This window comes from Rhodococcus sp. NPDC057297 (assembly GCF_042667435.1).
Classification (GTDB): Bacteria; Actinomycetota; Actinomycetes; order Mycobacteriales; family Mycobacteriaceae; genus Rhodococcoides.
Map to the genome: position 1 here is coordinate 564663 of NZ_JBHUZE010000004.1, position 14037 is coordinate 578699.

Below are 14037 nucleotides of genomic sequence, written 5' to 3' on the forward strand. Positions count from 1 at the left end.
AATCGGCCACAATGACCGTCGTGACGACCACTGCACCCGAAGGCACGGTTCTCGTTCTCGGCGGACGTAGCGAGATAGGGCTCGAACTCGCCACACGTCTGGCGTCCGGCCGGACCGTCGTGCTTGCCGCACGCCGAAGCACAGATCTGACCGAACAAGTCGCCGCGGTCGTGGCCGCAGGTGCGACGACAGTGGCAACGGTCGAGTTCGACGCCGACGATCTCGGGTCGCACGGCGCCGTCCTCGAGTCGGTTGTCGCCGAGCACGGACCCCTGTCAACCGTTGTTCTTGCGTTCGGGATCCTCGGCGATCAGGCACGTGCCGAGAAGGATGCTGCTCACACAGCGGCGATTCTGCACACCGACTTCGTTGCACAGGCCGCAGTCTTGACTCGCGTCGCCACCCTTCTCCGCGCCCAGGGGACTGGCCGAATCGTCGTGTTCTCGTCCGTCGCGGGAGTGCGTGTGCGGAAGGCGAACTACGTGTACGGATCGGCCAAGGCCGGTCTGGACGGATTCGCGACGGGGTTGTCCGACGCACTGCGAGGGTCGGGCGTCAGCCTGTTGCTCGTTCGCCCCGGATTCGTCATCGGCTCGATGACGAAGGGCATGTCTCCGGCTCCGTTCTCGAGCACTCCAGGGCAAGTAGCCGACGCGGTCGACTCGGCGCTGGCTGCCGACAAGTCGAGCGTCTGGATTCCCGGCATCCTCGCGCCGATCTACTTCGCAATCAGGTTCGTACCACAGTGGTTGTGGCGGAAGGCACCTCGGTGATGTCGCCGCAGGTGCAACCCATCTCCGTCGTCGGGATCGGTGCCGACGGGTGGGACGGACTCGCCGAGTCGGCACGGGCCCTCGTGTCGGAGGCCGACGTCGTCTTCGGGTCCAGGCGTCAACTCGACTCGACACCGGTTCCGTCGGAGAAGGCTCGCCGGTGGCCGACCCCGCTCGTCCCCAGCCTGCACACCTCGTTCTCGGAATGGGACGGCCGAAAAATCTGCGTTCTCGCGAGCGGCGATCCGATGTTCCACGGCATCGGGGTAACGCTCGCGCGGGAATTCGGGGCAGCGAGACTGCATGTCGTCCCCGCTCCGTCCTCGGTGTCGCTCGCCTGTGCCAGACTCGGTTGGGCGGTGCACGAGGTGGCCACCGTGAATCTGGTCAACACGCCGCCCAGCGCACTTGTCGCGGCGCTGGCCCACCGTGCACGCATCGTCGTTCTGTCGCGGGATCAGGACACGCCGGCAGCGGTCGCCGAAAAGCTCTGCGAGGCAGGCTATTCCACGTCGCCGATGATCGTGCTCGAACAACTGGGTGGATCCTCCGAGCGGTCCGTGGCGGGTGAGGCCGGCTCGTGGACCCACCCGGCCGGAGACCCGCTCAACGTCGTCGCAATCGACTGTGTCGCCGACGACGGGTCGGGCCGCCTCACCCGTGTTCCGGGTCTACCCGACGAGGCCTACTCCGGGGACGGGCAGTTGACCAAAGCCGAGGTCCGTGCCTTGACCGTGAGTGCACTCGCTCCCGCGCCCGGTGAGCTGCTGTGGGACGTCGGAGGCGGTTCGGGTTCCATCTCCATCGAGTGGATGCGAATTCACCCACGATGCCGGGCAGTAGCTTTCGAATCCGCAGTCCCCAGACGAGCGCAGATAATTGCCAACGCATCGACGTTGGGAGTGCCAGGCCTTCGAGTACTCGGTCGTGCACCCAATGCGTTCGAGGACGTACCCGACGATGTGCCCGACGCCGTGTTCATCGGTGGCGGTCTGACCAACGACGCCATGATCGACGCCTGCTGGGACCGGCTTCGCGTGGGTGGGCGACTGGTTGCCAACGCGGTCACCGCCGAGTCGGAATCATTGCTTCTGCAGTGTCTTTCGAGATTCGGCGGTTCACTGCGCAGATTTCAGATCTACCGGGCAGAACCGCTGGGATCCTTCACCGGTTGGAGGCCCCAGATGCCCGTCACGCAATGGACAGCCGTCAAACGGTGAAAATCCTTCTGCTGGGCGGAACTTCGGAGGCTCGTTCGCTCGCCGCGGACGTCGCGGACGATCCGCTCCTCGATGTCGTCTCCTCGTTGGCGGGGCGTGTGCACGACCCACAGCTGCCCGCTGGTGCAACGCGGGTCGGAGGGTTCGGTGGTGCGACGGGACTGACGCAGTGGCTCGAACGCGAGTGTGTCGATGTCGTCGTCGACGCGACGCACCCGTTCGCGACGTCGATCTCGTCCAACGCGCACCAGGCGTCGCGCGCCACCGGTACACCGCTGGTCAGGCTCGTACGTCCTGCATGGACGCCGTCCACCGAAGACCGATGGGTTCGTGTCCGATCGGTCTCCCAGGCTGCCGAGACCGTCGAGCGCCTGTCCCGTCGGTCGTTTCTGACGATCGGACGCCAGAACGTCGGTGCCTTCGCGTGGATCGAGCGCACCTGGTTTCTCGTCCGGAGCATCGATCCGCCGACCGGCGCACTACCGCCGCATCACGAGGTGCTGCTCGCGCGCGGACCCTTCGCAGAGGCCGACGAAATCGAGTTGATGAAGGCTCATCGCATCGACACGATGGTCACGAAGAACAGCGGTGGAGCGATGACGGACGCGAAGTTGGCCGCAGCCCGTCGCCTGGGTGTCCCCGTGGTGATGATCGACCGACCTCGGGAAGCGGGGGCGGACTTCTGTGCAGGCACCGTCGGTGCCGTCGTGGACTGGCTTCGAGCGCACGCCCACGTCAGGGGTAACGACGCGAGGTGAACACCTGCCGGCCCGTTCCGGTCTCCACGAGTTGCGTCTGCGATGAGCCGATTATCAGCAGGCACCTCATGTCGATTCGACTCGGGTCGAGATCGCCCAGTTCGACGACGTGTACAGACTCTTCGTCGCTGCCCACCGCGCGTCCTACGACGACCGGAGTCTGCGGGCTACGGTGTTGCAACAGCAGATCTCGCATCTTCTCGACCTGCCACGTCCTGGACTTCGACGCGGGGTTGTAGACGGCGATGACCATGTCGGCGGCCGCGGCAGCAGTGATCCTGTTCGCGACCACGTCCCACGGCTTGAGGCGGTCGGACAGCGAGATGACCGCATAATCGTGTCCGAGCGGCGCGCCCACCCGGCTCGCGACCGCGTTCGCGGCCGTCATGCCGGGGACCACCCGCACCGGAACGTCGGCCCACTGCGGTTCAGCCGCTACCTCGATCACTGCCGACGCCATCGCGAACACCCCGGGGTCACCGGACGAGACGACAACCACACGCTTACCGCGTTTGGCGAGGTCGAGTGCGAATGCTGCACGCTCGGACTCCACCTTGTTGTCGCTCGCGTGCCGAATCTGCCCGGGCCGCATCGTTACTCGGTCGAGGTAGGTGACATATCCGACGAGGTCCGTGGCGCGGGCGAGTTCTCGACGCACCTCCTCGGTCGTCCAGCTGTCCGCACCCGGACCGAGGCCCACGACGGTGACTTCACCGACTCGACCATTTCCGTCCAGGGGAGTGTGGGACACGACGTTGTTGGCCGGGCTCGGCACGACGACCATCGAGAAGTACGGAACCGCTGCCGGGTCGACGTCGGCAACGTTCGAGACGCGCTGGCCCTCCGTGCTCGCGCGTTCGACATATCTCGCTTCGTCCAGCCTGCCTGCGTCGGTCAGTGCCTGCACGACAGTCGGGAAGGTGCGACCGAGCTTCATGATCGCTGCTGCGTCGGTGGCGGCCAGCCGCCGCGTCAGTTCCTCCGCAGGCAAGGTTCCAGGCAGGACCGTGAACACCTCGTCACGTTCGACGAGGGGAGTCTTCAACGCAGCAGATGCCGCACTGACCGATGTCACGCCGGGTATCACCTCGACGTCGAAGGTGCCGACGAGTCGTTTGTGCATGTGCATGTACGAGCTGTAGAACAGCGGATCGCCCTCGGCGAGCAACGCGACGTCCCGACCGGCAGAGAGGTGGGCCGCCAATCGCGCCGCGGCTTCCTCGTAGAACTCGTCGATTGCACCCTGATATCCGCCCGGGTGATCGGTGGTCTCCGTCGTGAGCGGGTACACCAGGTGCTCCTCGATCTGACCGTCACGCATGTACGGTGCTGCGACGCCTCGCGAAATGCTTCGGCCGTGACGCGCGCTGTGGAACGCGACGACATCGGCTGCTTCGATGATGCGGGCGGCTTTGACGGTGACGAGTTCCGAGTCGCCCGGGCCGATACCGACACCCCATAGCTTGCCAGGAGCGATGCTCATTCGTCTTCGCTCGCAATGGCATTGACGGCTGCAGCGGTGATCGCACTGCCACCGCGGCGGCCACGAACGACGAGATACTCGACGCCGAGTCCGGATGCGATGAGGTCTTCCTTCGATTCGGCCGCGCCGATGAAGCCGACCGGACCTCCGACGATGGCGGCAGGCGCGGGTGCGCCGGCTGCGAGCATTTCCATCAAATGGAACAGCGCGGTCGGGGCGTTGCCGATCGCGACAACGGCGCCCTCGAGTCGGTCTCCCCACAACTCCAGCGCCGCGGCAGTCCTGGTGGTCCCCAGTGTGTCCGCCAGGTCGCGAACCCGCGGGTCGGACAGCGTGCAGAGCACCTCGTTGTCCGCGGGCAACCTCCGACGGGTGACGCCGGCGGCAACCATGTTGGCATCACACAGAATCGGGGCGCCGGAGTTCAACGCTGCGCGCGCGTCGCGGACGACGTTCGCCGTGGCGCCGATGACCTCGGTCAGGTCGACCTCGCCGCTTGCGTGGATCATCCGTACGACGACCTGCGCGATGTCCGCGGAGAATGCCGACAGATCCGCCTCGGCCCTGATGGTTGCAAAGGACTGTCGGTAGATCTCCGCGCCGTCGCGGATGTAGTCGTGCATGGCGTTCACGATAGGTCAGGCCGGTAACCGGTCAGGACACCCGGTATCCGGTCGGTCCGGCGATCACGTTCAGCACATCTCCTTTCGGCGCACCGCACCGACGGTCGCATCCGGACCAGTGCTGTCGGCGTCCGCGCACGACCGTGCCTGCGTCGATCGCGTCGGTGAGATCGGCGCGGACGTCGGCATTCGACTTCTCGCATCCGGGAGAGCCGGTGCAGGCACTGGCATCGATCCAGGGTGAGTTCTCGTCGAAGATCAGACCCAACGGTGCGAGAACACGCACCACGGTGTCGGCCATGCCCTCGTCCAGATCGCACACCACGACGCTGCGCCAGGGGGTGAGGACCAACGGTCTGTCGATCGCCGCCAGGAACTCGGCGAGTCGGCCGTCCAACGTACCGAGGGCGAGCGCTCCGCCGAGCGCTACCCGGCCGTCGTCCTGCGGTAGCCAACCGACGGGGGGAGTCGAGGACGTTCCCACCTCGAGGCGGTTCGCGTCCGTCGGAGTCGAGCCGAGTGCCGCAAGCACTCGTTCGGGTCCGTCGTCGAGCTCGCTCAACCGCCATTCGGAAGTTCGCAGGTCCACGAACGCCTGAGCTGACGCCAGCAATACGTCGACGACATCGCTTTCGGCAATGCGTACACCCGAGTCCCGACCCGCGAGAACCAGCGCGTAGTGGGCTTCCTCGTCCGCTGGATCGCCGGGAAGGTGGTGTTCGGGGGATACGGCTGCTGCCGCGAAATCCGGGCGCGCCGTGAGAACGTCGCCTCGGCCGTCGTCCAGTGCGAACAGTGTGCGGCCCGGAAGTTCGGCCAGTGCCGGCCGCGCACACAGGGCGGCGTCGAGTCGGCCGATCGAGTCGCGTACGTCTACGATTCCCCCGACTCGACCGGTCAGTGGCGATGCGAGGATGTTGCGCACTCGTTCGTGCGTCGGCGACGGCAACAGACCCGCATCGGACAGCCGGCGTGCGAGCTCGTCTCCGTCGGACACAGCGCGAAATTGAACGTTGCCTCTCGACGTCAACTCCATCGAGCCGTTGCCCAGATCGGTCGCAGCGCCGGACAGAACGAGCATCTGCGCCGGAGTGACCATTCCGCCCGGTAGGCGCACGCGAGCCAGCGAACCGTCGGCAGCCTGGTGCATGGACAGGGCGCCCGGGCATTTGTCCGGGACGGCTCGGGGATCGGTCGAACTCACTTCTTCAGGCTACAAGTGCATCTTGTTGGCGGCGCGGGAGCGTTCGCGCTGCTCGCGCATCTTCGCGTCGAACTCCGTACGCCACCGAGCACTGACGGTCAGACCACGCGTCCTGGCTTCCTCGACGCCGAGTTCGACCGGAAACCCGTAGGTGTCGTAGAGGACGAACAGTTCCTCCCCGGTGACGGGTCCGTCTGCCATTCTGGCCAGTTCCCGCAGCCCCCGACGCAGTGTCTGCCGAAAGGCCTTCTCCTCCTTCACGAGTACTGCGATGATCTCGTCGTGACGCCGGTCCACCTCGGGATACGCACTGCGGTACACCCCGGCGATCGTCGGGACCACGTCCTGCACGAAGTTCTGCTCCACGCCGAGGTCGAAAGCGAATCGAACGGCGCGCCGAATCAACCGGCGCATCACGTACCCCTGCTCCTTGTTGCCGGGACGCACGCCGTCCACTGCGAGAAACACGGCACCGCGCAGGTGATCGGCCACCACCCGCATGGCCGCGGTGTGGGAGGCGTACGTCGCACCGGTCAGAGCTTCCAATTGTTCGACTATCGGCCACAGCAGAGAGCTACGGAACACGTCGGGACTGTCGATCGCCGCGGCCGCGATGCGTTCGAGTCCACCTCCGTAATCGACGTTGCGGCGCGGCAGCGTGTCGAATCCGTCCGGGGTCCGCACGTACTGCATGAACACCGAGTTGCCGAGTTCGATGTAGCGCCCGCAATCGCAGTTCTGGTGGCAGAACTCGCCGTATGCAGTGTCGTGAGGAACGTCGGGATAAAGGTAGAACACCTCGGAATCCGGGCCGCCGGGTTCCCCGACCGGCATCGCATCGGCCGAGCCCGCGCGGCACCACCAGTTCTTCGCGCCGTAGAACGCGATCCTGGCCCCGTTGCTACCGACTCGGCCGCCGTTTTCCTCCGTGCCGAGATCGACACGACCCGCGTCGATGCCCGCTGCGGCGAACATCGACGCCCACACGTCGGCGCTCTCGGTGTCCTTCGGTATCGAATACCGCTCGTCGCCGGCGAAACACGACACGAAGATCCGGGCGGGATCGAGGCCGACGACACCGGTGAGGAACTCCCAGAACCACGGAATCTGCTGATCCTTGAAGTAGTCGCCGAGACTCCAGTTGCCGAGCATCTCGAAGAACGTCGTGTGCCGGTTGTCGCCGACCTCTTCGATGTCCTGCACGCGAACGCACGGCTGACTGTCGGTCAGACGCGTCCCCTCGGGGTGCTCGGCCCCCAGCAGATAGGGGAGTAGCTGCTGCATACCGCTGCCGTTGAACAGGGTCGTCGGGTCGCCCACGGGCACCAGCGACGCTCGTTCGATCGCCCGATGGCCACGGTCGGCGAAGAACTGCAGGTACGCGCTGCGTATGTCCCGTGCATCCATCGTTCGATGCTACGAGCGAACGGGTGTCCACGGCAGCGGATTCACTTCGGTAGCATTCCCCACCAGAAGGCTTCGGCCGAGAGGAAATCCGGTGCAAGTCCGGTGCGGTCGCGCCACTGTCACAGCCAGACCCTCTCCGAAGCTGCCACGTAGAACGACCAGGGGCGCGAAAACCCCAGGAGGGTGTTACCCGTGATCTTGTTGCTGTCCACGTCGGATACCGATCTGCTGTCGGCGCGCGCCAGCGGGGTCGACTACCGGTGGGGCAACCCGTCACGGCTCCTCGCCGGCGACGTCCCGATCCTGGCCGACGGCGCAGATCTGATCGTGCTCCGCATCCTCGGATCGAAGAGATCGTGGGAAGAAGGCGTGGACGCAGTCCTCGCGACCGGACTCCCGGTCGTCGTTCTCGGCGGCGAACAGGCACCCGACGCCGAACTCATGGAACTGTCCACCGTTCCCGGCAACGTCGCCGCGCAGGCCCACAACTACCTCGCCGAAGGCGGGCCGGACAACCTCGCACAGCTCTTCGCATTCCTCTCCGACACCGTGCTGCTGACCGGACACGGATTCGCGGCGCCGATGCACACCCCCACCTGGGGCACCCTCGACCGTCAACCCAGCCACGACACAAATTCAAGTCCTGTCTCTCCTGGTCACTCCGCAGGCTCCGCTCCTGTCTCTCCTGGTCACTCCGCAGGCTCCGCTCCTGTCGTTGCGATCTTGTACTATCGCGCCCAGCATCTCGCCGGGAACACGGCGTACATCGAAGCTCTGAGCGCGGCTGTCGAAGCCAAGGGTGGCCGCGCGCTTCCCATCTTCTGCGCGTCGTTGCGCACCGCCGAACCCGCGCTGCTCGACACTCTGAAGTCCGCCGACGCGATGATCGTGACCGTGTTGGCGGCCGGCGGCACCAAACCCGCAGGTGCGTCGGCAGGCGGAGACGACGAGGCGTGGGACGTCGCCGAACTCGCCGCCCTCGACGTTCCCATTCTGCAAGGACTGTGTCTGACGAGCAGTCGCGCGACGTGGGAGGAGAACGACGACGGCCTCTCGCCGCTCGACGTCGCCACCCAGGTGGCCGTTCCCGAGTTCGACGGCCGACTCATCACCGTTCCGTTCTCGTTCAAGGAGATCGACGACGACGGACTCACCACGTACGTTCCCGATCACGAACGAGCGGCGCGCGTCGCGGGTATCGCCGTACGTCACGCACGGCTTCGGCACATCCCGGCGGCGGACCGGCGGATCGCGCTGATGTTCTCGGCGTACCCGACCAAGCATGCCCGGATCGGCAATGCCGTCGGCCTCGACACTCCGGCCAGTGCGATCGCCTTGATGTCCGAGATGCGGACCGCAGGTTACGATCTGGGTCCGCTGGACGGTCCCGACGCCATTCCGGGTCTCGCAGCGCGTGACGGTGACGCTCTGATCCACGCGCTGATCGCGCGCGGCGGTCAGGATCCGGACTGGCTCACCTCCGAGCAGCTCGAGGGCAACCCCATCCGTATCTCGGCCGTGCAGTACCGGACGTGGTTCGAGGAACTACCCGAGGATCTCACGTCGGCGGTCGAGGAACATTGGGGTCCCGCTCCGGGCGATATGTACGTGGACCGGTCGGTCGATCCCGAAGGCGAGATCGTCATTGCCGCAATGCAGTTCGGCAACGTCGTCATCATGGTTCAGCCGCCTCGTGGATTCGGGGAGAAGCCTGTTGCCATCTACCACGACCCGGACCTGCCTCCGAGCCATCACTATCTGGCGGCGTATCGCTGGATTCAGGCGTCCGCGGAGAACGGCGGTTTCGGAGCCGATGCGATGGTGCACCTCGGCAAGCACGGCAACCTCGAATGGCTGCCGGGTAAGACTCTGGGCATGTCCGCCTCGTGTGGAACCGACGCAGCTCTCGGTGACCTGCCGCTCATCTATCCGTTCCTCGTCAACGATCCGGGCGAGGGCACCCAGGCGAAGCGGCGTGCGCACGCCACCCTCGTCGACCATCTGATTCCTCCGATGGCCCGCGCGGAAAGCTACGGCGACATCTCACGTCTCGAACAACTACTCGACGAGCACGCGAACATCTCGGCGCTGGATCCAGCGAAGTTGCCTGCGATTCGCCAGCAGATCTGGACGCTCATGACGGCCGCTCAGATGCACCACGATCTGGGGCTCGAGGAACGACCCGACGAAGAAGTGTTCGACGACATGCTCCTGCATGTCGATGGGTGGCTGTGCGAGATCAAGGACGTGCAGATTCGCGACGGTCTCCATGTGCTCGGTTCCGAACCCGTCGGCGACGCCGAGGTCGAGCTCGTGCTGGCCATGCTCCGCGCCCGTCAGATGTGGGGCGGTGAGCAGTCGGTTCCCGGCTTGCGCGAGGCTCTCGGCCTCAGCGAGGACGGCGACGAGGAGCGCGTCCGGGTCGACGAGGTCGAGGAGATCGCTCACGGTTTGGTCGCGGCGATGCAGCTCACGCAGTGGGATCCCTCCCGAGCCGAGGAAGTCGCGGGGGAGCACGGTCCCACTGTTGCCGAGATTTTGAAGTTCGCCGCGGCCGAGGTGGTCCCGCGTCTGCGCGGTACCTCGCGCGAGATCGAGCAGGTTCTGCACGCCCTCGACGGTGGATTCATCCCTGCGGGCCCCAGCGGTTCGCCGTTGCGCGGCTTGATCAACGTGCTCCCCACCGGGCGCAACTTCTATTCGGTCGACCCCAAGGCCGTGCCGTCGAAGCTGGCCTGGGAAACCGGGCAGGCGATGGCGGAGTCGCTGCTGGCTCGGTACCGGAACGATCACGGCGAGTGGCCGAAATCGGTCGGGTTGTCGGTGTGGGGCACGTCGGCGATGCGCACGTCGGGAGACGATGTGGCCGAGGTCTTCGCGCTCCTCGGGGTCTCGCCGGTGTGGGACGAAGCGTCGCGGCGTGTCACCACGCTTGCGGTCATCGGCCTCGAAGAACTCGGTAGGCCGCGCATCGACGTGACCGTTCGCATCAGTGGGTTCTTCCGTGACGCCTTCCCACACGTTCTGGCGTTGCTCGACGACGCGGTTCGTCTGGTGGCTGCGTTGGACGAGCCGGCGGAGCAGAACTACGTACGTGCGCACGCGCAGGCGGACCTCGCCGAGCACGGTGACGAACGTCGTTCCACGACGCGCATTTTCGGTTCGAAGCCGGGCACCTACGGTGCAGGGCTGCTACAGCTGATCGACAGCAAGACCTGGCGGAGCGACGAGGATCTGGCCCAGGTCTACACGACCTGGGGTGGGTTCGCGTACGGACGCGGACTCGACGGCGTTCCTGCGTCGGACGACATGCGTACGGCGTACAAACGAATTGCCGTCGCTGCCAAGAACACCGACACGCGTGAGCACGACATCGCCGATTCCGACGACTACTTCCAGTACCACGGCGGCATGGTCGCCACCGTCCGCGCGCTGACGGGGAAGTCGCCCGAGGCATACATCGGCGACAGCACGCGGCCGGAATCGGTGCGGACCCGCACGTTGTCGGAGGAGACGGCACGCGTGTTCCGTGCACGCGTCGTCAACCCGCGGTGGCTGGAGGCGATGCGTCGGCACGGATACAAGGGCGCATTCGAAATGGCGGCGACCGTCGATTATCTGTTCGGGTACGACGCCACCACCGACGTCGTCGCGGACTGGATGTACGAGAAGCTGGCCGAGACGTACGTGTTGGACGAGCAGAATCAGAAGTTCATGCAGCAGTCCAACCCGTGGGCGCTGCACGGTATCGCCGAAAGGCTGCTCGAGGCCGTGGAACGCAAGATGTGGGCGGAACCGGACCAGCACATCCTCGATGGGTTGCGCCAGGTCTACCTGGAAACGGAAGGCGACCTCGAGGGCGAATAGCCGTATCCTGGTCGGCATGGCCACGTTCCAGGAGATCGCCGACGGCAAGTACGTGTCGCTCACCACGTTCAAGAAGGACGGCACGCCCGTCGCGACGCCGCTGTGGGGGGCGCGCGACGGCGACCGGCTGCTGGTGTGGACGACGACGGACTCGTGGAAGGTCAAGCGGATCAAGAGAAACGCGAAGGTGACGGTTGCGCCGTGCACTGCGCGTGGCAAGGTCGAAGGTGCGGCGGTGGACGGCGTCGCCGAGATCCTCGATGCGGCAGGTACCGAGCAGGCACGTGCGGCGATCGCGTCGAAGTACGGCATCCTCGGGTGGCTGACGGTGAAGGGCAGTTCACTGCGTCGTGGCAAATCGGGGACGGTCGGCATTTCCGTCGTCCCATCATGATCGGGTGAGATGCGGTGGTCATGGGGCGTAGTCGCTTCGAATCTGGCGGTGATTGCACGCGCCGGGCGCCATACTGGCGCTCATGTCGGACTTCGGTGACGCAGACCTGGTACTTCTCGGCCGCATTCTGACGGTCGATCCGTCCTGTCCCACCGCCGAAGCCGTCGGTGTGAGAGGCGGCCGAATCGTGGCCGTCGGCTCTCGGTCCGAAACAGAACGTCTCGTCGGGCCCGCCACCCGGGTGATCGACGTCGGCGACGGATGCGTGCTGCCGGGGTTGGTCGAGGCCCACGGTCATCCGCTCATGGAAGCGTTGGTGCTCTCGGATCGGATGGTCGACATCCGCCCGGTGACGATGACCGATCCGACGCAAATCCTGGACGCGATACGGAGCGAAGTCGTCAGACGCGGTGACGACGGAGCGTTCCTCAGCGGCTGGGATGCACTGTTGCAGCACGGACTTCCCGATCCAACACTGGACTGGCTGGACTCGATCGCGCCGGCAACACCTCTGGTCGTTCTGCACAATTCCGGGCATCTCGCGTTCTTCAATTCGGCAGCAGCACGGAGCCTGGGTCTGGATCGAGACACCCCCGACCCCAAAGGCGCGGCGTACGGCCGAGACGTCGACGGCGAGCTGGACGGGACCGCGCGGGAGACCGGAGCGGTGTTTCCGCTCGTCGCGGGTGCGATGACCGCAGGGGGTTATCCGGCCATGCTTGCCGCTGAATGTGCACGGCTGAACCGTGCCGGCCTGACGACGTGTTCCGAGATGGCGTACGACCCGAAATTCGGGCCGCTGGTGGCCGGGTTCGAGGAGTCCGGAGCGTTGACCGTCCGGCTCCGGACCTACGAGATGTCGAATCCGGCGATGACGGCGAGCACCGATCCTGGGGCTGGGGACGACATGGTCAGGCACACCGGAATCAAGATCTGGGTGGACGGCTCGCCGTGGATCGGCAACATAGATCTGTCGTTCCCGTACCTGGACACCGACGCGACCCGCAGCATCGGCGTCGAACCCGGGTCCTGCGGACACGCCAACTACACCCGCGCACAACTGACCGAGATCGTCGACGCCTACTTCCCGCGCGGCTGGCCGATCGCGTGTCACGTGATGGGAGACAACGGGATCGACACGATTCTCGATGTCTACGACAGTGTGCTTCGCCGTCATCCTCGTTCCGATCACCGGCTTCGGCTCGAACACGTCGGCGCGATCCGGCAGGATCAGTTGAGGCGTGCTGTGGCTCTCGGTGTCACGTGCAGTCTGTTCGTCGATCAGATCCACTATTGGGGAGACGTCCTGGTGGACGGACTGTTCGGTCCCGAGCACGGTAGCCGTTGGATGCCTGCCGGGTCTGCCGTCGCAGCAGGCATGAGGATTTCGCTGCACAACGACCCGCCGGTCACACCAGAGGAACCGCTGCGCAACATCGCCGTGGCGGTGACCAGAACGACGCCCAGCGGATCGGTGTCCGCCCCGGAAGAGTGCCTGACGGTCGATCAGGCCATCCGCGCGCAGACCATCGATGCCGCCTGGCAGTTGTTCTCCGACGACGTCATCGGATCGATCGAGGTCGGCAAGTACGCGGATTTCGTCGTTCTGTCCGCCGACCCCCGTGACGTCCCACCGGAGACCATCGCGGACCTGGACGTTCTCGCGACCTATCTGGGCGGTGTGCAGGTGTACGACGGGTCCGCGTGACGCGTTGTCATTCGGTCGGATTCTGTCTGATTCCGATATGCGCAAGTGGGTACATGTAGATCGGCGGCCTGCGGACGACAAGGCAGGGCGGTGTCGGATAGAGGACGAACAACGGGTGGCAGAGGCCACCAGAGCGGAGAAGCACCGTGCCTATTGCAGCTACGGATTTCCACCATGTCCGACTCACGGTCAGCGACATCGACGTCTCGCGAAAGTTCTACGACGACGTGTTCGGTTTCGATGTGGCGTTCGAGTACGACCCGAATGCCGATGAGGAGACCAAGAAATCCCTGTGGTTTCTGTTCGGTGGAGTCATCTATCAGTTCCCCGGCGGACTGTTCGGTCTCCGTCCCGTCGCACCGGACGACGACAACTTCGACGCGGATCGTGCAGGGCTCGATCACCTGAGTTTCGGCGTGGACAGTCGTCAGGCGCTGCAGGATGCGGTGGACACTCTCGACCGATTGGGTATCGCGCACGAGGGAATCAAGAGCGGAGGCCCCGGCCTCGCGATCCTCGAGTTCCGCGACCCCGACAACATCGCACTCGAGGTCTCGGGACCGGCCGAGTAGGTGTCGACGACTACTGGGCCGCGCTGAT

Annotated in this window: 11 protein-coding genes and 1 riboswitch; of the genes, 7 read left to right on the top strand and 4 right to left on the bottom strand. The window is 65.5% G+C overall.

The window, feature by feature from the left end; genetic code table 11:
- The first annotated feature begins 11 nt into the window (after positions 1–11).
- From ACFULT_RS16070 to ACFULT_RS16080, 3 genes are read left to right on the top strand one after another with little or no spacing between them, the layout of a single operon-like run.
- Positions 12–773, top strand: coding sequence for an SDR family NAD(P)-dependent oxidoreductase (locus ACFULT_RS16070; RefSeq protein WP_378481877.1), 762 nt, complete (start codon positions 12–14; stop codon positions 771–773).
- The gene (cbiE, locus tag ACFULT_RS16075) at positions 752–1993 is read left to right on the top strand and encodes a precorrin-6y C5,15-methyltransferase (decarboxylating) subunit CbiE (RefSeq protein ID WP_378481915.1); all 1242 of its coding nucleotides are present in this window, start codon (positions 752–754) and stop codon (positions 1991–1993) included. The genes ACFULT_RS16070 and cbiE overlap by 22 nt, the downstream gene beginning before the upstream one ends.
- The gene (locus tag ACFULT_RS16080) at positions 1972–2751 is read left to right on the top strand and encodes a cobalt-precorrin-6A reductase (RefSeq protein WP_378481878.1); all 780 of its coding nucleotides are present in this window, start codon (positions 1972–1974) and stop codon (positions 2749–2751) included. The genes cbiE and ACFULT_RS16080 overlap by 22 nt, the downstream gene beginning before the upstream one ends.
- On the opposite strand, the gene cobJ is transcribed toward ACFULT_RS16080, so the two are convergent.
- The 4 genes from cobJ to ACFULT_RS16100 are packed head-to-tail and all read right to left on the bottom strand — an operon-like array spanning position 2729 to position 7468.
- Positions 2729–4234, bottom strand: a complete 1506-nt coding sequence (gene cobJ, locus ACFULT_RS16085) for a precorrin-3B C(17)-methyltransferase (RefSeq protein ID WP_378481879.1) — start codon at positions 4232–4234, stop codon at positions 2729–2731. The genes ACFULT_RS16080 and cobJ overlap by 23 nt on opposite strands.
- Positions 4231–4857 (bottom strand): precorrin-8X methylmutase, encoded by a 627-nt coding sequence (locus ACFULT_RS16090; protein WP_037113448.1) that lies wholly within the window; start codon positions 4855–4857, stop codon positions 4231–4233. Before ACFULT_RS16090 ends, cobJ begins: the two co-directional genes overlap by 4 nt.
- A 31-nt stretch (positions 4858–4888) precedes the next feature.
- Positions 4889–6061 carry a precorrin-3B synthase gene (gene cobG / locus ACFULT_RS16095; protein ID WP_255032899.1) on the bottom strand — a complete coding sequence of 391 codons (1173 nt, stop codon included), beginning with the start codon at positions 6059–6061 and terminating at the stop codon, positions 4889–4891.
- 9 nt (positions 6062–6070) lie between these two features.
- Positions 6071–7468 carry an alanine--tRNA ligase-related protein gene (locus ACFULT_RS16100; protein WP_378481880.1) on the bottom strand — a complete coding sequence of 466 codons (1398 nt, stop codon included), beginning with the start codon at positions 7466–7468 and terminating at the stop codon, positions 6071–6073.
- 69 nt (positions 7469–7537) lie between these two features.
- A riboswitch (adenosylcobalamin-variant (AdoCbl-variant) riboswitch) is annotated at positions 7538–7659 on the top strand.
- Position 7660: 1 nt separating this feature from the next.
- On the opposite strand from ACFULT_RS16100, the gene cobN reads away from it, so the two are divergent.
- From cobN to ACFULT_RS16120, 4 genes are all read left to right on the top strand, one after another.
- Entirely contained in the window at positions 7661–11335 is a 3675-nt protein-coding gene (gene cobN, locus ACFULT_RS16105) for a cobaltochelatase subunit CobN (protein ID WP_378481881.1), read from the top strand.
- A 16-nt stretch (positions 11336–11351) separates the two neighbouring features.
- Entirely contained in the window at positions 11352–11729 is a 378-nt protein-coding gene (locus ACFULT_RS16110; RefSeq protein WP_020110055.1) for a PPOX class F420-dependent oxidoreductase, read from the top strand.
- An 82-nt stretch (positions 11730–11811) separates the two neighbouring features.
- Complete coding sequence (locus ACFULT_RS16115; protein ID WP_378481882.1) at positions 11812–13437, top strand: amidohydrolase; 1626 nt, start codon at positions 11812–11814, stop codon at positions 13435–13437.
- A 146-nt stretch (positions 13438–13583) separates the two neighbouring features.
- Positions 13584–14009 carry a VOC family protein gene (locus ACFULT_RS16120; protein ID WP_019666244.1) on the top strand — a complete coding sequence of 142 codons (426 nt, stop codon included), beginning with the start codon at positions 13584–13586 and terminating at the stop codon, positions 14007–14009.
- Positions 14010–14037: the final 28 nt, after the last annotated feature.